This is a genomic window from Enterococcus sp. DIV0183, assembly GCF_050541505.1.
GTDB classification, from domain to species: domain Bacteria; phylum Bacillota; class Bacilli; order Lactobacillales; family Enterococcaceae; genus Enterococcus; species Enterococcus faecalis.
Genome location: NZ_CP172932.1, coordinates 538,562 through 565,423 on the forward strand (window position 1 = coordinate 538,562; position 26,862 = coordinate 565,423).

At 38.1% G+C, this 26,862-nt stretch carries 23 protein-coding genes; 17 read left to right on the forward strand and 6 right to left on the reverse strand.

Annotated elements, in window-relative coordinates:
• The first annotated feature begins 246 nt into the window (after positions 1-246).
• Complete coding sequence (gene tig, locus IGK72_RS02805; RefSeq protein ID WP_002413702.1) at positions 247-1,530, forward strand: trigger factor; 1,284 nt, start codon at positions 247-249, stop codon at positions 1,528-1,530.
• Positions 1,531-1,641: 111 nt separating this feature from the next.
• A complete protein-coding gene (locus IGK72_RS02810) occupies positions 1,642-2,304 on the forward strand; it encodes a hypothetical protein (RefSeq protein WP_002366175.1) in 663 nt (220 codons plus the stop codon).
• A 44-nt stretch (positions 2,305-2,348) separates the two neighbouring features.
• Here IGK72_RS02810 and IGK72_RS02815 read toward each other — a convergent pair whose 3' ends face one another.
• From IGK72_RS02815 to IGK72_RS02830, 4 genes are all read right to left on the reverse strand, one after another.
• Positions 2,349-4,271: a PTS fructose transporter subunit IIABC gene (locus IGK72_RS02815; protein WP_002366176.1), complete on the reverse strand. Its 1,923-nt coding sequence runs from the start codon at positions 4,269-4,271 to the stop codon at positions 2,349-2,351.
• Positions 4,272-4,294: 23 nt separating this feature from the next.
• The gene (gene pfkB / locus IGK72_RS02820; protein WP_002355559.1) at positions 4,295-5,212 is read right to left on the reverse strand and encodes a 1-phosphofructokinase; all 918 of its coding nucleotides are present in this window, start codon (positions 5,210-5,212) and stop codon (positions 4,295-4,297) included.
• Positions 5,209-5,961, reverse strand: coding sequence for a DeoR/GlpR family DNA-binding transcription regulator (locus tag IGK72_RS02825; RefSeq protein ID WP_010706705.1), 753 nt, complete (start codon positions 5,959-5,961; stop codon positions 5,209-5,211). Before IGK72_RS02825 ends, pfkB begins: the two co-directional genes overlap by 4 nt.
• Positions 5,962-6,099: 138 nt before the next feature.
• Positions 6,100-7,659, reverse strand: a complete 1,560-nt coding sequence (locus IGK72_RS02830; RefSeq protein ID WP_002366177.1) for a ClC family H(+)/Cl(-) exchange transporter — start codon at positions 7,657-7,659, stop codon at positions 6,100-6,102.
• Positions 7,660-7,823: 164 nt separating this feature from the next.
• On the opposite strand from IGK72_RS02830, the gene pcrA reads away from it, so the two are divergent.
• Positions 7,824-10,082 carry a DNA helicase PcrA gene (pcrA, locus tag IGK72_RS02835; protein ID WP_002363179.1) on the forward strand — a complete coding sequence of 753 codons (2,259 nt, stop codon included), beginning with the start codon at positions 7,824-7,826 and terminating at the stop codon, positions 10,080-10,082.
• A gap of 125 nt (positions 10,083-10,207) precedes the next feature.
• Positions 10,208-12,238, forward strand: coding sequence for an NAD-dependent DNA ligase LigA (gene ligA / locus IGK72_RS02840; RefSeq protein ID WP_002361258.1), 2,031 nt, complete (start codon positions 10,208-10,210; stop codon positions 12,236-12,238).
• On the opposite strand, the gene IGK72_RS02845 is transcribed toward ligA, so the two are convergent.
• Positions 12,235-12,450: a hypothetical protein gene (locus IGK72_RS02845; protein WP_002399765.1), complete on the reverse strand. Its 216-nt coding sequence runs from the start codon at positions 12,448-12,450 to the stop codon at positions 12,235-12,237. The two genes, ligA and IGK72_RS02845, sit on opposite strands and share 4 nt — an antisense overlap.
• Here IGK72_RS02845 and IGK72_RS02850 point away from each other — a divergent pair.
• From IGK72_RS02850 to IGK72_RS02885, 8 genes are all read left to right on the forward strand, one after another.
• Positions 12,410-12,502, forward strand: a complete 93-nt coding sequence (locus IGK72_RS02850) for a putative holin-like toxin (protein ID WP_306297391.1) — start codon at positions 12,410-12,412, stop codon at positions 12,500-12,502. The two genes, IGK72_RS02845 and IGK72_RS02850, sit on opposite strands and share 41 nt — an antisense overlap.
• 317 nt (positions 12,503-12,819) lie before the next feature.
• Positions 12,820-13,125: an Asp-tRNA(Asn)/Glu-tRNA(Gln) amidotransferase subunit GatC gene (gatC, locus tag IGK72_RS02855; protein WP_002355569.1), complete on the forward strand. Its 306-nt coding sequence runs from the start codon at positions 12,820-12,822 to the stop codon at positions 13,123-13,125.
• A complete protein-coding gene (gatA, locus tag IGK72_RS02860; protein ID WP_002361259.1) occupies positions 13,125-14,594 on the forward strand; it encodes an Asp-tRNA(Asn)/Glu-tRNA(Gln) amidotransferase subunit GatA in 1,470 nt (489 codons plus the stop codon). The genes gatC and gatA overlap by 1 nt, the downstream gene beginning before the upstream one ends.
• Positions 14,594-16,024, forward strand: coding sequence for an Asp-tRNA(Asn)/Glu-tRNA(Gln) amidotransferase subunit GatB (gene gatB, locus IGK72_RS02865; RefSeq protein WP_002358703.1), 1,431 nt, complete (start codon positions 14,594-14,596; stop codon positions 16,022-16,024). The genes gatA and gatB overlap by 1 nt, the downstream gene beginning before the upstream one ends.
• A gap of 18 nt (positions 16,025-16,042) precedes the next feature.
• A complete protein-coding gene (locus tag IGK72_RS02870) occupies positions 16,043-17,131 on the forward strand; it encodes a diacylglycerol kinase (RefSeq protein ID WP_002355572.1) in 1,089 nt (362 codons plus the stop codon).
• Between the two features lie 199 nt (positions 17,132-17,330).
• On the forward strand, positions 17,331-18,704 hold the full coding sequence (gene rlmD, locus IGK72_RS02875) for a 23S rRNA (uracil(1939)-C(5))-methyltransferase RlmD (RefSeq protein ID WP_002366181.1): 1,374 nt from the start codon (positions 17,331-17,333) through the stop codon (positions 18,702-18,704).
• Positions 18,705-18,833: a hypothetical protein gene (locus tag IGK72_RS02880; protein WP_002355577.1), complete on the forward strand. Its 129-nt coding sequence runs from the start codon at positions 18,705-18,707 to the stop codon at positions 18,831-18,833.
• Positions 18,834-18,972: 139 nt separating this feature from the next.
• On the forward strand, positions 18,973-19,290 hold the full coding sequence (locus tag IGK72_RS02885) for a thioredoxin family protein (protein ID WP_002355583.1): 318 nt from the start codon (positions 18,973-18,975) through the stop codon (positions 19,288-19,290).
• Positions 19,291-19,332: 42 nt separating this feature from the next.
• Here the strand turns inward: IGK72_RS02885 and IGK72_RS02890 are convergent, their stop codons facing one another.
• Positions 19,333-20,178 carry a helix-turn-helix domain-containing protein gene (locus tag IGK72_RS02890; protein ID WP_002392183.1) on the reverse strand — a complete coding sequence of 282 codons (846 nt, stop codon included), beginning with the start codon at positions 20,176-20,178 and terminating at the stop codon, positions 19,333-19,335.
• Between the two features lie 397 nt (positions 20,179-20,575).
• Here IGK72_RS02890 and ptcA point away from each other — a divergent pair, with 397 nt between their 5' ends.
• From ptcA to IGK72_RS02915, 5 genes are all read left to right on the forward strand, one after another.
• Positions 20,576-21,595, forward strand: coding sequence for a putrescine carbamoyltransferase (gene ptcA / locus IGK72_RS02895; RefSeq protein ID WP_002355587.1), 1,020 nt, complete (start codon positions 20,576-20,578; stop codon positions 21,593-21,595).
• A 66-nt stretch (positions 21,596-21,661) separates the two neighbouring features.
• Positions 21,662-23,038 (forward strand): APC family permease, encoded by a 1,377-nt coding sequence (locus tag IGK72_RS02900; protein WP_002355588.1) that lies wholly within the window; start codon positions 21,662-21,664, stop codon positions 23,036-23,038.
• On the forward strand, positions 23,031-24,128 hold the full coding sequence (aguA, locus tag IGK72_RS02905; protein WP_002355589.1) for an agmatine deiminase: 1,098 nt from the start codon (positions 23,031-23,033) through the stop codon (positions 24,126-24,128). Before IGK72_RS02900 ends, aguA begins: the two co-directional genes overlap by 8 nt.
• Positions 24,129-24,139: 11 nt before the next feature.
• Positions 24,140-25,069, forward strand: a complete 930-nt coding sequence (arcC, locus tag IGK72_RS02910) for a carbamate kinase (RefSeq protein WP_002355590.1) — start codon at positions 24,140-24,142, stop codon at positions 25,067-25,069.
• Positions 25,070-25,265: 196 nt separating this feature from the next.
• The gene (locus tag IGK72_RS02915; RefSeq protein WP_002384939.1) at positions 25,266-26,852 is read left to right on the forward strand and encodes an amidase family protein; all 1,587 of its coding nucleotides are present in this window, start codon (positions 25,266-25,268) and stop codon (positions 26,850-26,852) included.
• Positions 26,853-26,862 lie beyond the last annotated feature (10 nt).

Here is a 26,862-nt window from a genome sequence, read left to right on the forward strand (position 1 = left end):
TACATCCGATTGTGAACAAGATATTTTGTTCACAATCTTTTAGTGTTTTAAGAAGGAAATTTCTCGAAATTCTATGCTTTTTTAATCCGAAAAAATTAAAAAACTGATAGTTTGCTAAAAATCGAGTCTTTCTTTCACTTCTTAGCACTTAAAATATTTACATTTTCCTAGGGATAGTGTACTATTTAAAGGTATGCATAAATAAAGTTTGATGTATAAAATTAAATGTTATTCGGAGGGAAACAAATGTCTGCGAAATGGGAAAAAAAAGGCACTAATGATGGTGTATTAACTTTTTCAATCGAACAAGCAGTAATCGAAAAAGGATTAACGCAAGCGTTCAATAAAGTGAAAAAAAACTTAAACGTACCTGGTTTCCGTAAAGGAAAAGTATCACGTACTGTTTTTAACCGTATGTATGGAGAAGAAGCGTTATACGAAGATGCGTTAAACGCTGTTTTACCAGAAGCATATGAAGCGGCTGTATTAGAAGCAGGAATTGAACCAGTAGCACAACCAAAAATTGATGTTGAAAGCATGAATAAAGGGGAAGACTGGGTTATCACTGCTGAAGTAACTGTAAAACCTGAAGTAAAATTAGGTGAATACAAAAACTTAACAGTGTCTAAACAAGACCGTGAAGTAACAGATGAAGACGTGGAAGCACGTTTGAAACGCGAACAAGAATCTCAAGCTGAATTAGTAATCAAAGAAGATGCCGCTGCTGAAAATGGCGACACTGTAGTTATCGATTTTGAAGGCTTCTTAGGCGACGAAGCATTTGAAGGCGGCAAAGGCGAAAATTACTCATTAGAATTAGGTTCTAATTCATTTATTCCAGGCTTTGAAGACCAATTAATTGGTAAAAAAGCTGGCGAAGAAGTAGAAGTAAACGTTACTTTCCCTGAAGATTACCAAGCAGAAGATTTAGCTGGTAAAGAAGCAGTCTTCAAAGTAACTGTTCATGAAGTAAAAGCAAAAGAATTACCAGAATTGGATGATGAATTTGCAAAAGACGTTGACGATTCAGTAGAATCATTAGACGAATTAAAAGAAAAATTCCGTAAAGAATTGACAGAAGCAAAAGAAGCAGCAGCTGAAGAAGCAAAAGACGAAGAAGCAATTCGTTTAGCTGTTGAAAATGCTGAAATCGTTGAATTACCACACGTAATGGTTCACGACGAAGTTCACCGTTCAATGGATGAATTCTTAAACAACATGCAACGCCAAGGAATTTCTCCTGAAATGTACTACCAATTAACTGGTTCTACAGAAGAAGATTTACACAAACAATTTGAAGGCGAAGCAGAAACACGCACAAAAACAAACTTAGTGATTGAAGCAGTTGCCAAAGCTGAAAACATCGAAGTAACACAAGAAGACATCGATGCTGAAGTGAAAGATTTAGCAGAACAATACAACATGCCTGAAGCGCAAGTACGTAAAGTATTAAACAACGACATGTTAGAACACGATATTCGTATGAAACGTGCTGTTGAAACAATTACTGAAACAGCTGTTGAAAAATAAACATTTTTAATAAGCTCTTCATTCGATAGAGTTTTCTAAAACTGTAGATGGAAGGTGTCTTTCATCTACAGTTTTTTTCATATAAAATAACTTTTGAAAGGGTGTGTCAAAATGGATAAAAATTATTCGAAAATTAAATATGGATTAGTGGTGTTTGGCATCTTATGCTTGACGTACAATCTCTGGGAATTTTTTACGGCTAAGTATTCAACAAAACAAGGTGTGACGTTTGTTATCGAATGTTTACTTGGAATTGGTCTAATCTTTTTACCGGATCTTGTCAATAAATTTTTAAAAATTATTATGCCACCGACTATCGTTTATTTTTACTGGTTTTTCTTATTTATTTCAGTATTCCTAGGAACCTCGTTGCATATGATCTCAATCATTTCGTTCTGGGATAAAATTTTACACTTTGTTAGTCCGATGCTGTTAACTGCTGTGGGTTATGGTATTGCTGGTTTCCTATTGAAGAAAACGAAGTACGCCGATGTTTCCCCGTGGTTATTTTTATTATTTGGGTTTGCATTTGCAGGGCTTTGTGGCGTCTTCTGGGAATTCTGGGAATTTATCTGCGATTCATTAGGGAACATGAACTTACAACGCTATAATATGTCTAACGGCCAACCATTTATTGGGCGTGCTGCTTTAATGGATACGATGGGGGATTTATTTACCAATACCCTTGGGGCCTTTGTGATGGGCGTGTACACGTATATCAGAAGCAAAGGAAATCCTGAGTATTTAGAAAATTATGCGATAAAGAGAAAATAATAAAAAAGCGATTCAACCATGGTTGAATCGCTTTTTTGCTTTTTTTAAGCAGGTACTTCGACAGGTTTTTTCAAAAGTCCGTAGACAATTCCTGAAATAATCGCCCCAATTAAGATGAACAATAGATATAGTAATGGATTACTTAATAGGAAGACGACGAAGATTCCTCCATGTGGTGCCAATAATTTGATACCAAACGCACCAACCAACGCACCAGTAAAGGCAGAACCTACCACGAAACTTGGAATCACACGTAATGGGTCAGCTGCTGCAAAAGGAATTGCCCCTTCAGTGACAAAAGAAAGTCCCATTACAATATTGGTTAAGCCGGCATCTTGTTGATCTTTTGTAAATTTATTTTTAAATAAACGAGTTGCTACGAAAATTGCTAATGGAGGAACCATTCCGCCAGCCATTACAGAAGCCATGACCACGCTGCCACCTTCTGCAACAGTACTTGCTAGCGTAGCTGTACCGAAAACATAAGCAGCTTTGTTAACTGGTCCACCTAAGTCGATGGCCATCATACCAGCTAATAAGGCACCAAGTAAAGCAGCATTTGTGCCATCTAAGCCAAGTAGGAAATGATTTAACGCATCATTAATTGCTTTCATTGGGATGTTAATGACTAACATTAATAAGCCTGTAATAATCAAACCAAAAACTGGATAGAATAAAATGGTTTTAATTCCATCTAATGATTTTGGCAAGCCTTTGAAAACTTTACGTAAAAGAACCACTACATAACCAGCTAAGAAACCACCGATTAGGGCCCCAAGGAACCCAGCTCCTCCGGCGTTTGCTAATGCACCAGCCGCGAAACCAGCAACTAAGCCTGGACGATCCCCGATACTAGAAGCAATAAAACCAGCTAAGACAGGTAACATAAAGCCAAATGCTGCGCCACCAATTTGGTTAAACCAGCTAGCTACGTCATTGTAATTCCCTAAATTGGCTAATTGATCTTGAGGAACCCCGATAAATTGATCAATCATAAAGGAAAGAGCAATGGCAATTCCGCCACCAATAACGAAAGGTAACATATGAGAAACACCATTCATTAAATCTTTATAGATACGAGAACCGATTGAACCTTCCGCTGAATCCTCTTGGTCGCTTGCAGCCGAGTCACTGCCATGGAAAGTAGGAGCTTCACCACTAATGGCTAAGTTAATTAGTTCTTCGGTTTTACGAATTCCATCACTGACGGGACGATTGACTAATTTTTTACCATCAAATCGATTCATTTCTACTTTTTTATCGGCTGCGACAATCACGCCATCAGCACGAGCAATATCTTCAGCAGTTAAACGATTTTTAATTCCTTCTGAACCGTTTGTTTCTACTTTAATGTCTACGCCCATTTCTTTTGCTTTTTTCTTCAGCGCATCTTCGGCCATGTAAGTATGAGCAATTCCTGTAGGACAAGCAGTCACAGCAATAATATATTTACGATTGCTTTCTGGTGCTGGCGTTGTTTGTTCTTGTTCTGCTTTTTCTTCCGCTTCTTTTTGATCTTCCGCTGCTTGGAAAAGTGCTTGTACAGCTTCTGGAGTTTCCGCTTCTTTCAATTTGCCAACAAATTCTGGATCGATAAGTAATCGAGAAAGGGCCGCAAGCGCTTGGAGATGTGTATCATTGGCGCCTTCTGGAGCAGCAATCATGAAGAATAGATAAGTAGGTTGTCCATCTAGTGCTTCATAATCAACACCTTTTTTACTTTTAGCAAAAAGAACTGTCGGTTCTTTTACGGCACTATTTTTTGCGTGAGGCATAGCGATGCCGTCGCCTAAACCAGTCGATGTTTGTGCTTCGCGTTTTAAAATTCCTTCTTTGTAAGTGTCAATGTCAGAGATGCGGCCACCATCGTATAATTTTTGGACCATTTCATCAATCGCGCCTTTTTTATCAGTAGCTTGTAAATCCATAATCATGACATCTTTTATTAATAAATCATTAATGTTCACTCTATTTTCCTCCCTTAGTGGATTTATTCTGAAATTTTTTCAATTGTTACTTCGTGAATAAGTTCTTGGATAAAATCTTCTGAGGCTAAATCATCAGAAAATGCGGTCGCGCTACCGCAAGCGACACCCCATTTGAAAGCCTCTAAAGGATCTTGTGTTTTTGAAAAGTTGCCAATAAAACCAGCAATCATTGAGTCGCCAGCGCCGACAGAATTTTTCAGTGGACGTTCTAAAACGTTGGAACGATAAACACCTTCTGTTGTGAAAAGTAATGCACCATCACCAGCCATTGAGATAATTACGTGTTGCGCTCCTTCTTCTAGTAACCGATGTCCATAAGGTAAAATATCTTCAACACTTGTAAAGGTTGTATGATATAATTCTGCCAACTCATGATTATTTGGCTTGACCAATAAAGGCTTTTGTGACAAAGCGTTCATTAAATCTTCACCTGTCGTATCAATAACAAATTCTGCGCCTTTTTCCTTCACAATTTGGATTAATTCTTCGTAAAATCCTTTGCGTAGAGAAGCAGGTGTACTTCCTGAAAGAACAACAATATCACCAGCCTGAACACGACTAACTGCTTGTTTTAGTTCTTGAATTTCTTCGTTTGTTAGAGCAGGTCCTAAGCCGTTAATTTCTGTTTCAGTATCTGATTTCAATTTAATGTTGATTCGTGTATCAGCAGACACGGGAGTGAAATTCGTTTGGATTTCTTCTTTTTTCAACCAATCGGCAATGAATGAGCCTGTAAAACCACCTAAAAAACCTAAGGCAGTGGATTCTGTCTCCATACGTTTTAAAATACGTGAAACGTTGATTCCTTTGCCGCCAGGTAATTTAAAATCATTCGTCATCCGATTTAAATCACCAATTTGTAGATGATCGACATGAACGATAAAGTCGATAGAAGGGTTTAAAGTCACTGTGTAAATCATTTGTTTGCCTCCATTAAAATAGTTTTTTGCTGGAATCCTTGAAGCGATTCAGCAGGGCAGTAGTCAGTTAGTAAAGTAACTGACTCTAATTCTTCCACTTTGGTAAACGTTACTTCATTAAATTTTGTATGATCCAGTAAAACATAGGCTGTTTCTGCTTGATGAATAGCCAAGGCTTTTAGCGCTGCTTCTTCGGGATCAGGCGTCGTTAAACCAAACTCTAAATGTGCGCCGTTAGTTCCTAAAAAAGCTTTGTTAAAACGAAAATGTTGTAGCTGTTCCATACTAGTGGCACCAATGATTGCTTTAGTGGAGAGCTTCAAAGTACCACCAAGCATAATAGTGGGAATTTCCATATCGCTAAGTTTTGCAGCGTGATGCACGGAATTCGTCACTACATGGATTTGTTTCCCAACTAAAAAAGGGATCATTTCTAACGTGGTTGAACCAGCATCTAAATAGATCATATCGCCATCTTGTACACAACTAACGGCTAAAGAAGCAATCTTTTGCTTTTCGTGCGTGTTTTTGATTGATTTTTCCGTCATGTTTTGTTCAAAGCCTAAATTAAGAATACGCTTAGCGCCGCCGTGAATGCGTTCTAACAAATTGGCGTCTTCTAATTCTTGTAAATCGCGGCGGATTGTGGATTCTGAAGCATTGAACAAGCTAGCAAGTTCTTGCGATTTGACGACTGATTTTTGATCTAACAATTGTAAAATTTTTTGATGTCGTTCTTCCGTAAGCATTTTCATCCCTCATTTCATGGATATAATAGCACAAATGAAAACGCTAATCAATCTAAAACGGTCAAAAACATTCAAAAAAATTAAAAAACAGTCATAAGAAAAAAAGAAAGCTGCTGAACTCAGGTTCAGCGGCTTTCTTTAATTCACTAAATCATTCGGTAAAGTTTTTTGATAAATCTCTTTTTTGACTTGGTAAGCGAGTTTTTCATCGGTCAAAATAATGAGCACATCGCCAACATGCATAACAGTATCACCATGTGTTAAAATTTCCGATTCGCCACGGCGAATGGAAGTGAGCAACATTTGTTTAGGCCAGACAAAATCACGTACCATCGTATCATCTAAGGAACTTTCTGCAGTGATAGGGAATTCAATAATCGTTTTGTGGCCACGAATATTACTTACTTTAGAAGGAACCAAACGTTCTAATAAGCTTTCATAAATTGGCTTGCCGCCAAGACTATCGATGGTAATATAACTAACTAAAGCGACAACCCCTAAAGACATTAAATGAGAAAAATTGCCGACCATTTCTGTTACTAAAATAATTGCTGTTAACGGTGCTTTACCAATCGCAGTAAAATAACCAGCCATGGCAAAAATTAAAAAGTTTTTCACAAAAATTGGATCCATCCCTACGTATTGGACAAGTAGACTGCCATACAATGTTCCGATAATGGCACCTAAAGTTAGAATAGGCAAGAAAATACCACCAGGGAGATTCGAACCGTAAGAAACCATTGAAAAAACAAAACGTAAAACCAATAAGCCGACTAAAGCCCAAATCGTGGCCGGTTGATTGCCTAAAGCTAAAACAATTTGATTCCCACCGCCAAGTAAATGTGGAAAGAAATAACCAATCGGTAAAATCAAAATAAAAGGAATAAAACCATAATAATTAGAAGAAAGGCCTTTGATTTTTCCATATACTTTTGGTAAGGACAACAATGTTTTTTGATATATCCAACCTAATAATCCTAGCAAAACGCCCAGCAGGACTAATGTCCAATAGTACTCTAAAGGCAAAGATTTAACCGGACCAATATAAAGAACTGGTTGCAATCCGAAGAAATGCAAAGAAACAAAGTTAGCGGAAATGGCCGCAGAAAAAGAGGTTAACCAAACTAAAGGTGAAAAGGAATGGTGAACCTCTTCTAGAACAAATAAAAGTCCTGCGATTGGTGCATTAAAAGCGGCGGCTAAACCAGCACTGGCACCACTACTGATTAAAATTTTTTCTTCAGACTTGGTGCTTTGCCGCCATTGACTATAGCCTTGTCCAACCACTGCACCTAGTTGAATTGAAGGACCTTCACGTCCCAAAAATAGCCCAGGACTAATCGCTAAGATCCCACCGATAAATTTTTTCCAAAGCACTGGAAACCAATGAATTTCTAATTGACCTTGAAGTTGTCCTTCCACTTGGGGAATGCCACTGCCTTTAATTGCTGGTTCGCTCTTAATCAGTCGTCCTAATAAATAAGCAAGCACGAGAGAAAATAAGAACCAAGGAATCATCCAAAAGGGTTTTTCGTGAAACGTTTGATACAGATGAACGACTTGTTCGCCAATTTTTTCAATGCCTAAGCGAAATAAGCTGACAACAAAGCCGACCAGGATTCCGACGACGATGCCTTTAAGGATAAAGCCGATTCGGGTACCATCTAATTGTTTAATTTCATGTACATCATTATTCATTTCATTTTTAGCCTCCATCACTACTTACTAATGTACTGCGGTTTGACTTGATTTACAAGAAAATTTCATATAAAAAGAAAAAGATTTTTTGTTCTTTTCTAAAGAACTTCAAAGGGATTTTTGGTATACTGTATAAGATTGAAAAAAGAGAGAGGACGTTTAATATGACACAAAAACATGCCTTGGTTCAGGGAATGAATCCTCGACAAGAAGAAGCCGTTTTGCATACAGAAGGACCACTGTTAGTCATGGCTGGTGCTGGTAGTGGAAAAACGCGGGTTTTAACACACCGAATTGCCTATCTAATTGAGGAAAAAGAAGTAAATCCATGGAATATTTTGGCGATTACGTTTACCAATAAAGCTGCTAAAGAAATGAAAGAGCGTGTAAATAAATTACTGGAAACGGGTGGCGAAGATGTATGGGTCTCCACTTTTCACTCCATGTGTGTAAGAATTTTACGTCGTGATGTGGATCAGATTGGTTACAACCGTAATTTTACAATTATTGACCCATCGGAACAAAAAACATTAATGAAACGCATCTTAAACGACTTAAATATTGATTCAAAAAAATATGATCCTCGCTCAATTTTAGGTACGATTAGCAATGCCAAAAATGAATTACAAACGCCTGAAAAAGTTGCTGAAATGCAAGGTTCCTTATATGAAGAAATTGTCGCAAAATGCTATGAAGCCTATCAAAAAGAATTACGTAAAAACCAATGTATGGATTTTGATGATTTGATTATGAATACGATTCGTTTATTCAATGAACAACCAGATACGTTGGCTTTCTACCAAAATAAATTTCACTATATTCATGTGGATGAATACCAAGATACCAATCATGCACAATATACCTTAGTCAATTTATTGGCTGCACGTTTCAAAAATCTGTGTGTCGTAGGTGATGCCGACCAAAGTATCTATGGTTGGCGCGGGGCGGATATGCAAAATATCTTGGATTTTGAAAAAGATTATCCAGATGCCAGTGTAATTTTGCTAGAACAAAATTATCGATCCACCAAAAACATTTTGGCGGCTGCGAATGATGTCATCAAAAATAACCGTAACCGCCGCGAGAAAGAACTGTGGACAGAAAATATAGACGGTGAAAAAATTGTCTATTATCGCGGGGACACAGAACGGGATGAAACACAATTTATTGTGAGCCAAATCCAAAAAGAAATGCGGGAAAATGACCGAATTTATGGTGATTTTGCGGTATTATATCGGACCAATGCCCAATCCCGTGTAGTGGAAGAAATGCTCTTGAAATCTAATATTCCGTATACCATGGTGGGCGGACATAAATTCTACGACCGTAAAGAAATTAAAGATATTTTGGCTTATTTAAGTTTGATTGCCAATCCAGATGATTCGATTAGTTTTGAACGAATTGTCAATGAACCAAAACGAGGAATCGGTAAAAGTTCAATTGAAAAATTACGGCTATTTGCGGATACGCATGGTTGGGCTTTGCTGGAAGCTGCCCAAAATGTTGATTTGGCAAATATTTCAGGAAAAGCGGGTAAAGAGCTTGGTAATTTTGGCATGATGATTCAAGACTTAACGAAAACAGTGCCCTATTTAACGATTACAGAATTGGTGAAAGAAACTTTACAACGTAGTGGTTATCGGGAAGCTTTGATGGCGCAAAATAATTTAGAGTCTCAAGCTCGCTTAGAAAACTTGGACGAATTTTTATCTGTGACACAAGAATTTGATAAACGTTTTGAAGCGCAAAACAACGACGATCCAAATGGCGAAGAAACAAAATTGGCGGATTTCTTAACAGATTTAGCCTTGGTTTCTGATTTAGATAATTTAGAAGAGAGCTCTTCGCAGGTAACCTTAATGACGTTGCATGCGGCCAAAGGGCTGGAATTTCCAGTGGTCTTTTTAATGGGCTTAGAAGAAGGGGTTTTCCCATTATCACGTGCCATGCTAGAAGAAAGTGAACTGGAAGAAGAACGGCGCTTGGCTTATGTTGGTATCACACGAGCGGAAGAAGCCTTGTTCTTAACGAATGCTTATTCGAGAACATTATATGGTCGCACGCAATATAATCGACCAAGTCGCTTTTTAGAAGAAATTGAGGCGGAGCGTTTAATGAAACAAGGGGCGGCAGCCAATTTACAGAAAGCTCCAGCGCGCACCTTTGATCCTAAAGTATTTAAGCCCAGCGCAAGTAAACCAGCTTATACACAACCAGCTACAAAATCAGTTAGCAACAAAGTGGCAAGTGGTGGCGAAAAAGTTTCTTGGCAAGCAGGTGATAAGGTCCAACATAAAGCATGGGGCGTTGGTACAGTCGTTCGTGTAGGCGGTTCGGCCAAAGACTTAGAGTTGGACATTGCTTTCCCAGAAAAAGGCATTAAACGGTTGTTAGCGGCATTTGCACCAATTGAAAAAATTTAACATGCAAAATAGGTCAGCGATTTAATGAGAAATCATCATTAGTTAAATTCTTTTTATTTTCTATCTTAGTGTAAATGTGTTAAAAAGACGATAGGAGCATTACGCTTATGAGGAGGAGTTCTACGATGGAACAACAACCATTAACATTAACGGCGGCGACAACTCGTGCGCAAGAATTAAGAAAACAACTCAATCAATATTCCCATGAATATTATGTCAAAGATCAACCATCCGTAGAAGATTATGTTTACGATCGTTTGTATAAAGAGTTAGTCGATATTGAAACGGAGTTTCCTGATTTAATCACGCCAGATTCGCCGACACAACGTGTAGGTGGCAAAGTTTTATCTGGTTTTGAAAAAGCTCCGCATGACATTCCAATGTATAGTTTAAATGATGGGTTTAGCAAGGAAGACATTTTTGCTTTTGATGAACGTGTTCGTAAGGCGATTGGTAAACCCGTTGCTTACTGTTGTGAGTTAAAAATTGATGGGTTAGCAATTTCATTACGTTATGAAAACGGGGTGTTTGTACGCGGAGCAACACGAGGCGATGGAACGGTTGGTGAAAACATTACAGAGAACTTACGAACGGTTCGCTCTGTACCGATGCGTTTAACGGAGCCCATTTCAGTGGAAGTTCGTGGCGAGTGCTACATGCCTAAACAATCCTTTGTCGCATTGAATGAAGAACGTGAAGAAAATGGCCAAGATATTTTTGCCAATCCTCGGAATGCAGCGGCGGGAAGCTTGCGCCAACTAGATACAAAAATTGTGGCTAAACGGAACTTAAATACGTTTTTATACACAGTTGCTGACTTTGGACCAATGAAAGCGAAGACGCAGTTTGAGGCATTAGAAGAGCTTTCTGCAATTGGTTTTAGAACCAATCCCGAACGGCAATTATGTCAGTCAATTGATGAAGTTTGGGCCTACATTGAAGAATACCATGAAAAGCGGAGCACTTTGCCATACGAAATCGATGGAATTGTGATTAAAGTGAACGAATTTGCGTTGCAAGATGAATTAGGTTTCACTGTCAAAGCACCTCGCTGGGCGATTGCCTACAAATTTCCACCAGAAGAAGCAGAAACAGTAGTGGAAGATATTGAATGGACAATTGGGCGCACGGGGGTGGTCACTCCTACTGCGGTCATGGCTCCTGTACGAGTCGCGGGAACCACGGTTAGTCGGGCAAGTTTGCATAATGCAGATTTTATTCAAATGAAAGATATCCGTTTAAATGATCATGTTATTATTTACAAAGCCGGCGATATTATCCCAGAAGTAGCGCAAGTGCTAGTTGAAAAACGTGCAGCCGATAGTCAGCCTTATGAAATGCCGACACATTGTCCAATTTGTCATAGTGAGTTGGTGCATTTAGATGAGGAAGTGGCGTTACGTTGTATTAATCCAAAATGCCCTGCGCAAATTAAAGAAGGGCTGAATCACTTTGTCTCACGAAACGCAATGAACATTGATGGCTTGGGGCCACGAGTGTTAGCACAAATGTATGACAAAGGATTAGTGAAAGACGTAGCGGATCTGTATTTCTTAACAGAAGAACAATTAATGACTTTGGATAAAATCAAAGAAAAATCAGCAAACAACATTTATACTGCCATTCAAGGGAGTAAAGAAAACTCTGTCGAACGTTTGATTTTTGGCTTAGGGATTCGCCATGTGGGGGCGAAAGCGGCGAAAATTTTAGCGGAGCATTTTGGTGATTTACCAACCTTAAGTCGTGCAACCGCGGAAGAAATTGTGGCTTTGGATTCAATTGGCGAAACAATCGCAGACAGCGTTGTGACGTATTTTGAAAATGAGGAAGTTCATGAATTAATGGCTGAACTGGAAAAAGCCCAAGTGAACTTGACATATAAAGGTCTCCGGACAGAACAATTAGCAGAAGTGGAGTCACCTTTCAAAGACAAAACAGTTGTTTTAACAGGAAAATTAGCGCAGTACACTCGCGAAGAAGCCAAAGAAAAAATTGAAAATCTTGGTGGAAAAGTTACAGGGAGTGTTTCGAAAAAAACTGACATTGTGGTTGCTGGCGAAGATGCAGGCAGTAAATTAACCAAAGCTGAAAGCTTAGGCGTGACCGTTTGGAATGAACAAGAAATGGTCGATGCGTTAGATGCAAGTCATTTTTAAGAAGAAAAATTAACGTTGTCAGATTTTATGTAGTAATTTGATGGTATGCTTATTTTAGTCATAAAAGTTATATGAACGAGGACTTTCTGAGTTGAGAAAGGAGGTTGATGCTTATGCGCAATTCTTCTTATCTTAATGAAAGGAGCAATGTTTTTGTCCGTTGAAGCAGCATTGGGACTGATGATTGGTTTTGCAACACTTGTTGTGACCATTATCTTCGTTATCTTAGCGCTTGTCTTAGACAACAAAAATAACCGTTCATAAGCTTTGAGGAGCTGAACGGTTAAGCGTTTGAAATAAAACCAATAACTCAGTAAGCCGCTAGTTCTTATAACTAGTAGTGGCTACTAGAGAGGTATGTTCCTGCATATCTCTCTTTTCATTTTCATAATAACATGTTTCCGTCATTTTTGCGAGCGACAAATTATCAATGAAATTCAAGGTTTCATCTAAAATATCCGACCATTTTATGGTAGAATAGGAACAGAGTGAACAGCTGTGCTAAGCTGTTTAAAGAAATACAATCCAATTGATTAATCTGAAAATGAAAATTTCAGTAAATGATAGAAAGAAGGGTATCTATGGCAATTACAGAAGAACAAGTCAAACATGTCGCTAAATTATCAAAATTATCTTTCTCCGAAGAAGAATTAGCGGACTTTACCAATCAACTAGATAAAATTATTGATATGGTGGAATTACTAGAAGAAGTAGATACAACCGGGGTTCCTTTTACTTCAAATGTGAATGAATCAATCAATGTCATGCGTGAAGACGTAGCGACACCAGGAATGGACCGTAAAGAATTAATGCGGAATGTTCCGGAATCAGAGAATGGTTACATTAAAGTGCCTGCAATTATGGATAACGGGGAGGCAGGAGCCTAATGGAAAAATTATACGACAAATCGTTAACAGAGTTACATGATTTATTGGTCTCAAAAGAAATCACTGCAGTTGATTTAACCGAAGAAACATTAAATCGTATTCAAGATACAGAAGAACAACTAGGTTCTTTTATCACAGTTAGTGAAGAAAAAGCAATGGCATTAGCCAAAGCGATTGACTTAAAAGGCATCACTGAAAGTAATCCATTAGCTGGGATTCCTATTGGGATTAAAGACAACATTGTCACAAAAGATATTTTAACAACAGCTGGCTCAAAAATGTTACACAATTTTGACCCAATTTATGATGCGACCGTGATGGATAAAGTCTATCAAGCAGATATGATTCCTGTCGGAAAATTGAACATGGATGAATTTGCCATGGGCGGAAGTACGGAAACGTCTTACTTCAAGAAAACAAAAAATGCTTGGGATCAAACCAAAGTTCCTGGCGGTTCTTCTGGTGGTTCAGCTTCTGCTGTCGCAGCCGGACAAGTCCCAGTTTCTTTAGGGAGCGATACAGGAGGTAGTATCCGCCAACCAGCCGCATTCAACGGTATTGTGGGCTTGAAACCAACTTATGGACGTGTGTCTCGTTTTGGTTTGATTGCTTTTGCTTCAAGTTTAGACCAAATTGGTCCATTGACACGAAATGTTAAAGACAATGCCTTAGCTTTAAATGCAATTAGTGGTTATGACGAAAAAGACGGCACTTCTGCAGGCGTTTCTGTTCCTGATTTTACGGCAGATTTAACTGGCGACATCAAAGGCATGAAAATTGCTTTACCAAAAGAATACTTAGGTGAAGGGGTACAACCTGATGTTCGTGAAGCGGTATTAAAAGCAGCAGAAACGTTCAAAGCTTTAGGCGCAACAGTGGAAGAAGTTAGCTTACCACATTCTAAATATGGGATTGCCGCTTACTATATTATTGCCTCTTCAGAAGCAAGTTCAAACTTACAACGCTTTGATGGCATTCGTTATGGTTACCGTTCCGAAAATGTCCAAAATCTAGAAGACGTCTATGTTAATTCGCGTTCCGAAGGCTTTGGTACTGAAGTCAAACGTCGGATTATGTTAGGAACCTTCTCTTTAAGTGCTGGTTATTATGATGCGCACTTTAAAAAGGCTGGTCAAGTCCGTACACTAATCAAACAAGATTTTGAGAATGTCTTTGCGGATTATGACTTAATCATTGGCCCATCAACACCAACTGTTGCTTTTGGTTTGGGTGAAAATATCAATGACCCAATCACGATGTATATGTATGATATTTTAACTGTTCCTGTTAACTTAGCTGGGTTACCAGGCATGTCAATTCCAGCAGGCTTCTCAGAAGGATTGCCAGTTGGTTTACAAATTATTGGAAAACATTTTGACGAACATACAATGTATAAAGCAGCCTATGCTTTTGAACAAGCGACAGATTTCCATACGAAAAAACCAGTCATTTTAGGGGGGAACGATTAATGAACTTTGAAACTGTCATTGGATTAGAAGTCCACGTAGAATTGAAAACCAACTCTAAAATTTTCTCCTCTGCGCCAGCGCATTTCGGAGCAGAACCAAACAGCAACACAAACGTGGTTGACTGGAGTTACCCAGGTGTTTTACCTGTGATGAATAAAGGTGCTTTAGAATTTGGCATGAAAGCAGCACTTGCCTTGAACTGTGAAATTTCAAAAGAAACACATTTTGACCGTAAAAACTATTTTTACCCAGATAACCCGAAAGCATACCAAATTTCTCAATTTGATCAACCAATCGGACATGATGGTTGGATTGAAATTGAAGTCGAAGGCAAAAAGAAAAAAATTCGCATTGAACGTGTGCATTTAGAAGAAGATGCTGGGAAAAATATTCACGGCACAGATGGCTATTCTTATGTAGACTTGAATCGTCAAGGCACGCCTTTAATTGAAATCGTTTCTGAAGCAGACATGCGTTCACCAGAAGAAGCGTATGCTTATTTAGAAGCGTTGCGTTCAATTATCCAATTTACAGAAGTTTCTGATGTGAAAATGGAAGAAGGTTCTATGCGTTGTGATGCCAATATTTCTTTACGTCCGTATGGTCAAGAAGAATTTGGTACTAAAGCGGAATTAAAGAACTTGAACTCTATGAACTTTGTAAAAAAAGGTTTAGCTTATGAAGAAAAACGCCAGGCCAAAGTCCTATTATCTGGTGGCGAAATTCAACAAGAAACACGCCGCTTTGATGAAGCAACTAGTACAACGTTGCTTATGCGTGTTAAAGAAGGCTCAAGTGACTACCGTTACTTCCCAGAGCCAGATGTTCCTCGTTTTTCAATTGATGATGAATGGATTGAAAAAGTTCGCGCTAGTTTGCCAGAAATGCCAGCCTCACGTCGTGCCCGTTATATCAGTGAATTAGGGTTACCTGAATACGACGCAATGGTCTTGACTTTAACGAAAGAAATGTCAGATTTCTTTGAAGCAACTCTAGCAAACGGTGCAGATGCGAAACAAGCATCAAACTGGTTAATGGGCGAAGTTTCTGCTTACTTAAACAGTGAAAAAGTTGAATTAGCCGATACTAAACTGACACCAGAAAATCTAGCGGGTATGATTACTTTGATTAACGATGGCACAATCAGCTCGAAAATTGCGAAGAAAGTGTTCAAAGAGTTAATTGAAAACGGTGGAGATGCTAAAGAAGTTGTCGAAGCAAAAGGCCTTGTTCAATTATCTGATCCAGCGCAATTATTACCAATGATTAACGAAGTTTTAGACAACAACCAACAATCAATTGATGACTTTAAAAACGGAAAAGACCGTGCAGTTGGTTTCCTTGTTGGACAAATTATGAAAGCAACTCGTGGACAAGCAAACCCAGGTGTGGTTAACAAGTTATTGCAAGAAGAGCTTTCAAAACGATAAGAAAGTAGCAGGCAAACCATGAAAAAAGCTAGAGTGATTTATAATCCAACGTCAGGAAAAGAGTTAATCAAAAAGAACTTAGCCGATATTTTATCTATTTTAGAAGAATGTGGTTATGAAGCCAGTGCATTTGCGACCACACCAGAAGAAAATTCAGCACGCAATGAAGCACATCGTGCTGCGCGTGCAGGATTTGATTTACTAGTAGCAGCAGGTGGAGATGGGACCATTAATGAAGTCGTGAATGGGATTGCTCCGTTGAAGCGGCGCCCTAAAATGGCCATTATTCCTGCTGGAACGACGAATGACTATGCACGGGCATTGAAGATTCCTCGTGATAATATCGTTAAGGCAGCAGAAGTGATTAAAAAAAATCAAACTGTCAAAATGGATATTGGCCAAGCCGGCAAAAATTACTTTATCAATATTGCGGCGGGTGGTCATTTAACGGAACTGACGTATGAAGTTCCATCAGAGTTGAAAAGTATTTTTGGTTACTTAGCGTACTTAGCCAAAGGAGCCGAAATGTTGCCGCGAGTGAAGCCGATTAAAATGCGCATGACGTATGATGAAGGTGTGTACGAAGGCAATGCATCAATGTTTTTCCTAGGGCTGACTAACTCGGTGGGTGGTTTTGAGCAAATCGTACCAGATGCTAAATTAGACGATGGTAAGTTTTCATTAATCATTGTAAAAACAGCCAATATTTTTGAGATTCTTCATTTAGTTGCGTTAATGTTAAATGGTGGAAAGCATGTTGAAGATCATCGACTAATCTATACAAAGACCAGCTATTTACATGCAGAAACGTTAGAAAAGAACAATAAAATGATGATTAATTTAGATGGTGAATATGGAGGCGATGCTCCAATGACCTTTAAAAATATGCATCAACACATTGAAATTTTTGCAAATGGTGATGCACTGCCGTCCAATGCAATTATGGGTTCTGTCTTAACTGGTAGCGATGAGATTGTCGTAGAATCAGAAGACGAAGAGGAAGAAGCATATAACGAAGCTAGCAAAGAATTTGTCAAAGAAGTTGAACGACTAACAGACGAAGATATTGATGGCGATGGAAAGATTGCCGAAAAAGAAAAGCACTAGGTAGTCCGTGAATAGCTAATGAAAGATTTAGTTGATAAGATCTTTCATTGGCTATTTTTTGACTAAGGGAAAGGGTCTCATTCTTTTATTTACCTAAAAAGTTCAAACGGAATTGCTAAATCGCCATGAAAATTCGTTGTTGCTTTTCTTAGGTATTTTCATTAGAATGAGTGAAGTGTATAAAAAGAAGGAGCGACTTATGAAAAATTATCCAGTAAAGAAAAATGACGTCATTGAAGTAGAAATCATTGACTTGACGCATGATGGTTTAGGCGTGGCAAAAGTGGACCATTATCCATTGTTTATTGAAAATGCCTTACCAGGTGAAAAACTTGAAATCAAAGTCTTAAAAACAGGCAAAAGTTTTGGTTATGGGAAAGTATTGACTGTCCTAAAAAGCAGTGAACAGCGTGTTCCCGTGAAAGATGAAAACTTTACAAAAGTCGGGATTAGTCCGTTGCAACATTTAGCGTACGGCGCCCAACTATCATTTAAAACGCAACAAGTCGAAAATGTTATGCAACGTGTCGCTAAATTGCCAGAAGTCCCTGTTTTACCAACAATTGGGATGAACGATCCGTGGCATTACCGGAACAAAGCACAAATTCCCGTGCGTAAAATTGACAACCAACTACAAACAGGTTTTTTCCGGAAAAATAGCCATGATTTAATTCCAATGGAACATTTTTATATTCAAGACCCAGAAATTGATGCAGCAATTGTTAAAATCCGTGACATTATGCGTAAATATAGCGTAAAACCTTATAACGAATCTGATAATACAGGGAACTTACGCCATATTGTCGTTCGTCGTGGCTACCATACTGGGGAGATGATGGTTGTTCTAATTACGAGAACACCGAAATTATTCCCAATTAGTAAAATTGTGCCAGACATTTTGGAAGCTATTCCGGAAGTAGTCAGCATTGTACAAAATGTAAATCCAAAACGAACCAATGTCATTTTTGGCGACGAAACCATCTTATTACATGGGTCTGAAAAAATTACAGATACTATTTTTGATTTGAAATTTGAAATTTCCGCGCGTTCATTTTATCAAGTAAATCCACAACAAACAGAAGTGATGTATCAAAAAGTTAAAGAGTATGCGGCTTTAACAGGCAATGAAATTGTGGTGGATGCCTATTGCGGGATTGGAACGATTGGCTTAACTTTAGCCCAAGATGCAAAGCAAGTTTACGGTATTGAAGTGATTGAAGAAGCGGTCAAAGATGCAGAAAATAATGCTAAATTAAACAACATTGAGAATGCCACTTTCACGGCTGGTTTAGCGGAAGAATTATTGCCAAAATTAGTTGAAAATGGCTTGCAACCAGATGTTGTGGTGGTGGATCCACCACGGAAAGGGTTAGACGGTCAATTAGTAAACACATTAATTGAAACGCAACCTGAACGAATTGTTTATGTCAGCTGTAATCCAGCCACACTCGCTCGCGACATTGCATTATTAACAGAAGGTGGCTATGAAGCAAAAGAAATTCAACCAGTGGATAATTTCCCACAAACGACCCACATTGAATCTGTCACGTTATTAACAAAGGCGGTGGATTAAATGAATGAAAAAGAAAAAATGTTAGAATTAATTAAAAAGAAACAAGGTGGTGGCCGTTCTAAAAAAATGGAAACTCCCAAAAATGATCGTAAAAACATGCGCAAAGGGCCTAAAATTTTTAATAAATAAGCGGTTATCAGTAAAAAGTTGTCGCCCATTAATGAAATGGGCGACAACTTTTTTGTTAAAGCATTCCTAGCCAAACAAATAAGTTGTTATTTTGCTAGTAAATCTGTTATTTTAGACAAAAGACAAGGAGGGCTATTCAGTGGAATATGTAACAACATTAGAAGAATTAGAAGAAAAAATTACAGACAATCGTCTACAAGCCGTCTTTTTGACAGCAAAAAATTGTAGTGTTTGTACAGTTGATAAACCGATTGTCGAAAAAATTGCAACAAAATATGAATTTCCTACATACATTGCAGAAGCTGATAAAAGTCCAGAAATAATTGGACAATTAAATGCTTTTTCTGCACCGACCATTATCTTATACTATGAAGGAAAAGAAATTCATCGCCAAGCTAAAATTATTAACTTTCAAGAAATTGAAAAGAGAGTTCGACAAGTACAAGAAAATAGTTAATCAAAAAGGAAGCCACCGATCACGGAGAGGCTTCCTTTTTAATTATCTCGCTAAATGTTCAGTTTGTTGTTGAGAAAAAAGTTGATAACTGACAAAAACTTCTGCTCTTTTGTTTACTTCTAATTTAACGAAAATATTGTGGATATGTGTTTTTACTGTCCCGATTGATAGGAATAGTTCGTTGGCTATATCTTGATTTGTTTTGCACTCTAAAAGTAACGAAAGCACTTCTCGTTCTCGCTGCGTTAATTGATAGGCATCACAAAAAGGCGCCAAAAGTACGGGTTCATCTGATTGATTTTCTTCCAATTTAGCAGCGTCTTTTTCAAGAACCGACAGAGGAAAATCACGATTACAGAAGTAGATAATGGCGATCGAGAGAATGATTGTATAAATATCTTCAGAAACGTTTCGGTTGTTAATTTTAAAGACAATATCAGAATATTGGTCAATGTTAAAAATAACGAAGGTATCTTCCAAAAGAATCGCCACACCGAAACCAATGCTTAGCCAACCAATAAAACGAAGATATTTTTTCGCAAGGGCTGATAAAGGATCTATTCGTAGTTGATAGAGCGCATAGCATCCAAGGTAAATTAAAAATAGCTGATTGGGTAAATAGTACAACCAAACTTTTAAGGCGGAATTTTGTGAAAATGGAATAGCTAGCATCCATAAACCAATTAAAAATAACCAGACAAATTGATAATTTTTAAAAGGACGACCACTAATAGTATTGATAATAGCCAGATAGGCAAAATTACAACAAATAAAAATGATGGTCTTTAAAAAAGGTGCGGTCATAAAGGTCTGATTATATTCGGTTGCAAACGAATTAATGAACTCAGTCATATAAACAATCACATTGTCACAAATAAAAATAACCATTAAAAAGAGAAGCAATAAAAAAATCGGTTGTTTATTTTTCAAGTAAAGATTTAAGGTAAAGGTTGAAGTAAACGAATATAAAATAATCAACAAGATGTTATAAATAAAAACAAATGTCACGATTGGAAACCCCTTTCATCTTTTATTTTAAGTGAATGATTTTTCAAAATAATTATACCATTTTCAAATCTATGATTGGTCAGAAATTAGAGAGAAATCCGCCTAAACTTTTATAAACCCCTGGTGTACCAACGGTTTATAACCATAAATAAACTTTTTTTAATGAAAAATCACGCCAAAAAAGAAAGCGTTTTCTAACTTTTGGCGGATAGTAAACTCTTCGCTAAACTTGGTAAAGTCAATGTGTAAACAAAAACAACTTTAGGAGGAACACATCATGAAAAGAGATTACGTTACAACAGAAACATATACGAAAGAGGAAATGCATTACTTAGTCGATTTATCATTAAAAATTAAAGAAGCGATTAAAAATGGGTATTATCCGCAACTGTTAAAAAACAAATCTTTAGGAATGATTTTCCAACAATCTTCAACTCGAACACGAGTATCTTTTGAAACTGCAATGGAACAATTAGGTGGACATGGCGAATATTTAGCACCTGGTCAAATTCAATTAGGGGGACATGAAACGATTGAAGATACCAGCCGCGTATTGTCACGTTTAGTAGATATTTTGATGGCTCGTGTGGAACGTCACCATAGTATTGTTGATTTAGCTAATTGTGCTACCATCCCAGTCATTAACGGTATGTCTGATTACAATCATCCAACCCAAGAATTAGGTGATTTGTGTACCATGGTTGAGCATTTACCAGAAGGCAAAAAATTAGAAGATTGTAAAGTTGTCTTTGTCGGAGATGCGACACAAGTTTGTTTTTCTTTAGGATTAATCACAACAAAAATGGGCATGAATTTTGTTCACTTCGGTCCAGAAGGTTTCCAATTAAATGAAGAGCATCAAGCGAAATTAGCAAAAAATTGTGAAGTTTCAGGCGGTAGCTTTTTGGTCACAGATGATGCAAGTTCTGTTGAAGGCGCTGATTTCTTGTACACGGATGTTTGGTATGGCTTGTACGAAGCGGAATTATCTGAAGAAGAACGTATGAAGGTTTTCTATCCAAAATATCAAGTGAATCAAGAAATGATGGATCGGGCAGGTGCCAATTGTAAATTCATGCACTGTTTACCAGCAACACGTGGGGAAGAAGTAACTGATGAAGTGATTGACGGTAAAAATTCTATTTGTTTCGATGAAGCAGAAAACCGTTTAACATCTATTCGTGGCTTATTAGTATATCTTATGAATGATTATGAAGCAAAAAATCCTTATGATTTAATCAAGCAAGCAGAAGCGAAAAAAGAACTAGAAGTTTTCTTAGACACTCAAAGCATTTAACGGCCAACTGTCCACTGATTGAAAAAATGAATCAGTGGACAGTTTATAAAGAGAGGAAGAGTCTTCATGGAGGGGAAAAAGAAATTTAGTTTAACGAGTGCCATTTTATCAGTGATCTGTGTGGTTTTCGTTGCTGAAGCAGCGGCGCCTGTTGCTGCAATTGGTAATTCTCAGTTTTTTTGGTGGATTTTCTTATTAATTGCATTCCTATTGCCATATGGGTTAATTTCATCAGAATTAGGAACAACTTATATTGGTGAAGGGGGCATCTATGATTGGGTGACCAAAGCATATGGTCATCGTTGGGGTGCCAGAGTTTCTTGGTATTATTGGATTAATTATCCATTGTGGCTAGCTTCATTAGCCGTTATGACGCCAGAACTATTAACGACAATTACAGGTATTAAGTTTTCAACACCGATGATGATTATTGTTGAATTAATTTTTACTTGGATTGTGGTTTGGATTAGTTTTTATCCAGTCAGCGACAGTATCTGGATTCTAAATGGAGCTGCCGTAATCAAGATGGTTTTAGCTGTCTTAATTGGTGGGCTAGGATTGTATGTAGCCTTGACGAAAGGTGTTGCCAATGAATTTACCTTGAAATCAATGCTGCCAACGTTTGACTTAAGGAGTTTATCTTTTATTTCTGTAATCATTTTTAATTTGTTAGGGTTTGAAGTCATCTGTACGTTTGCAGATGATATGGAAAATCCTAAGAAGCAAATTCCACAAGCTATTGTAGCAGCGGGGTTAGTCATTGCCGCCATTTATATTTTTTCAGCCTTTGGAATTGGGGTAGCGATTCCCACCGATCAAATTAGTACCGGCAGTGGTATGATGGATAGCTTTAAACTATTGACAGGCTCGACAGAAGGTTGGTTCATTATGTTGATGGCTTTCCTATTCCTTCTTACGTTGTTCGGCAACATGATTTCTTGGTCATTAGGAGTCAATAATACAGCTTGTTATGCTGCTGAAAATGGTGACATGCCTAAATTTTTTGAAAAACGTAGTAAGAAAAATGACATGCCAATTGGGGCTGCTTTGATGAATGGCATTGTGGCATCGGTGGTCATTGTATTAGCACCAATTTTACCTAATCAAGATTTATTCTGGGCCTTTTTCTCCTTGAATGTCGTCCTATTCTTGTTATCGTATATCCCAGTTTTCCCAGCTTTTTATAAGCTTAGAAAAATTGATCCCGATACACCACGTCCGTTTAAAGTTAACGGAAAACCAGGATTTTTAAAAGTTTTAGTGGTTTTGCCAATGATTATGATTATTATTTCACTGATTTTCACAGCAGTGCCTTTAGATTTTAGTCCCGCAGCATTAAATGAAAAATTACCAATCACAATTGGGGCAATCATTTTTATTCTGTTTGGTGAAGTAATTATTTACGTGAAAAAAATTAAGAAGGGAACGAAAGAAAATGGCTAAACGAATTGTAGGAAGTACCCCTAAACAAGATGGCTTTAGAATGCCAGGAGAATTTGAACCACAAGAGAAAGTTTGGATGATTTGGCCAGAAAGACCGGATAATTGGCGCGATGGTGGTAAACCTGTCCAAGAAGCTTTTACTAATGTGGCCAAAGCAATTAGTCAATTTACACCGATGAATGTGGTGGTTTCTCAACAACAATTTCAAAATTGCCGTCGCCAATTGCCGCCAGAAATTACGGTTTACGAAATGTCAAACAATGATGCCTGGGTTCGTGATTGTGGACCATCATTTGTCATTAACGACCATGGAGAAATCCGTGGTGTGGATTGGACATTTAATGCTTGGGGGGGATTAGTAGATGGTTTATATTTCCCTTGGGACCAAGATGATTTGGTTGCACAAAAAATTTGTGAAATTGAGCATGTAGATTCTTATCGTACAGATGATTTTGTTTTAGAAGGCGGTTCATTCCACGTAGATGGACAAGGAACAGTCTTGACTACAGAAATGTGCTTATTAAGTGAAGGTCGAAATCCACAACTTTCAAAAGAAGCAATCGAACAAAAATTATGCGACTATTTAAATGTTGAAAAAGTTCTTTGGCTAGGTGATGGAATTGACCCAGAAGAAACTAATGGTCACGTGGATGATGTAGCTTGTTTTATTGCACCTGGTGAAGTGGCTTGTATTTACACCGAAGATCAAAATAGCCCATTTTATGAAGCGGCACAAGATGCGTATCAACGTTTGCTTAAAATGACTGATGCTAAAGGACGCCAATTAAAAGTCCACAAATTATGCTGTCCTGTCAAAAATGTAACCATTCAAGGTTCCTTCAAAATTGATTTCGTGGAAGGAACCATGCCAAGAGAAGACGGCGATATTTGTATCGCATCCTATATGAACTTTTTAATTACAAATGATGGCGTGATTGTGCCACAGTATGGTGATGAAAATGATCGTTTGGCTTTAGAGCAAGTTCAAGCGATGTTCCCAGATAAAAAAATTGTCGGCGTTAATACGGTAGAAGTTGTTTATGGGGGCGGCAATATTCACTGTATCACACAACAAGAACCAAAGCGCTAGGAGGGAAACAGATGTCAAAAATAGTGATTGCATTAGGTGGAAATGCGTTAGGAAATTCTTCGAAAGAACAATTGGCAAAAGCACAAACCGCTGCAAAATCCATTGTTGATTTAATTGAACAAGGCCATCAAGTGGTGATTGCTCATGGCAACGGGCCACAAGTTGGCAAAATTCGCTTAGCTTTTGAGGAAACGAGTCAATCTCCAGAAGATGTCGTGCCGTTTCCTGAATGCACAGCAATGAGCCAAGGCTATATTGGCTATCATTTACAACAAGCAATTGATGAAGAACTAGTAGCCAGAAATTTAGGGGAACAACCAGTTGTTACGTTAATTACACAAGTCGTGGTGGATCCGAAAGACCCAGCGTTTACAAAACCAACAAAACCAATTGGTGGTTATTATGACGAAGAAACAGCCAAACAGTTGATGGCGGAAACTGGGAACGTCTATCAAGAAGATGCGGGTCGAGGCTGGCGACGGGTAGTTCCTTCACCAAAACCAGTTGATATTTACGAAAAAGTTAGCTTGCGAACACTTGTTGATGCAGGACAAATCGTAATTGCTTGTGGTGGTGGCGGGGTTCCTATTGCCTATGATGGTCCAGTCTATCATGGTGTAGATGCAGTCATTGATAAAGACTTTGCGGCAGCAAAAATGGCTGAACTCATTGAAGCAGATGTTTTTGTGGTATTAACTGCAGTGGAACATGTTTTTGTTAACTTTGGTCAAGCAAATCAACAAGCTTTGACTGATGTTACGGTTACGGCAATGCAACAATATATAGAAGAAAATCAATTTGCGCCAGGTAGTATGTTACCTAAGGTGGAAGCGGCCATCAGTTTTGCAGAAAGTAAACCAAACCGCCAGGCGATTATCGGGCTTTTAGAATTAGCTTCGGAAGCAATCAAAGGAGAAAGTGGTACACGAATTACACAATAAATTCTCAGTATTTAACTTTCACAAAAGACTAAAACAAACGCATTTAGCGGACTATCTTAATCGTTAGAGAGTAGGACATCGGTCGTTTTGACGGATGTCCTACTCTCTATTTTGTCTTTTTAACGAACAAAACTGTTAGTTGTCATGCAAAAATAAACATAGTAAGATAATCTTTAAATGGTATAGGAGGATAAAAATGTCTAAATTTTTAAAAGTAATCGGAATAATTGCTGTTTTGTTAGTCATAATAGGCGCTGCAGCTTATTGGTTTATACTCAAAAAGTTCACTCCTGAGGCAGAAACCCCAGCAATGTACAATCAAGAGAGAATCGTTAAAACGATTGAAGACCAATTAAAAGAAACGGATGTACAAAAAGCTCGTACCAAAGCACCGTTGATTATTGAAAAAAATATCACTGAATTACAGCAAGCGATTGCCGACGGAGCATTGACCTATGAAGAACTTACGGCGTTTTATTTGGACCGTATTTTACAGTTCGATCAAATAGATAATGGCATGAACAGCATCTCTGAAATCAATCCGCAAGCAATTAAGGAAGCCAAGGCATTTGACCAGCAAGCCTCTCAAACACCGAAGAAGCCTTTGTATGGTATTCCTGTGACTTTGAAAGAAAATATAAATACGACCAACATGATTTCGAGTGCAGGAGCTTATGCCTTACGCACGTTCAAGCCTAAGGAAGATGCGGAAGTAGTTAAGAAGTTAACAGAGGCGCAAGCTTTGATTTTAGGAAAAGTAAACTTATCTGAACTAGCGAATTATATGTCAATGAAAGCACCAAGTGGCTATAGTTCCAAACATGGACAAACACTTAATCCTTATGGGCCGCTCAAAATAACACCTTCAGGTTCAAGTTCTGGGAGTGGGGCTAGTGTGACGATGAATATCGGCGCCTTCTCTTTAGGCACTGAGACGATGGGATCGATTGTTTCCCCCGCTTCTCATCAATCAGTGGTTGGTTTTAAACCGACCCACAGTTCAGTAAGTGGCGAAGGTGTTTTGCCATTGGCACCGTCATTAGATACAGTTGGCCCGATTGCCCGAAGTGTCGTTGATGCTGCACAAGGCTATAATGCGTTTAAGAAAGACACGGTTCCGAGCATTGATTCAACGAAATTTACTAAAAATAACTTACAAGGTCAACGCATTGGGTTGCTAGAAATGCCAAGTGCTGAAGAAGAATTTGCGACTGCTAAAAAGGCCCTCCAAAAAGCTGGAGCAGAAGTGATTCCGGTAACACCAGACATGGAAGGGATTGATGGCGGGAAAGTTATTTCCAATGAATTTAAGTTTGCATTGGAAGAATTTGCGAAACGTTATGACTTACCATTTAAAACACTGGAGGAACTAATTGCGTATAATCAACAAGATAAAAAGGTTCGTGCCAAGTATGGGCAAGATTTATTAGAAGCAGATGTTAAAAAGAAACAACCAGATAAAGAAATCATTCAAACAACCATTAAAAAAGCACAGCAAACGTTTGATGCGTTGCTAAAAAAACAACAATTAGACGGATATGCTTTTATTGATTCTGAAGGTACGGGTTTAAGTGCCGTGGCAGGATATCCTGAATTGACGGTTCCTTTGGCGAAAAACAGTGAAGGACAACCTTATGGGCTGACTTTTACACAAACTGCCAATAAAGAGCAAACGTTATTTGAGCAAGCTTACAGCTTTGAACAAAGTACAAAAGGACGGATAGTACTTTCAGACAACGAGCTGTTGGCAAACAGTAAAAAAATAAATAGAGATGAGCAGTAAAGGGAAACTA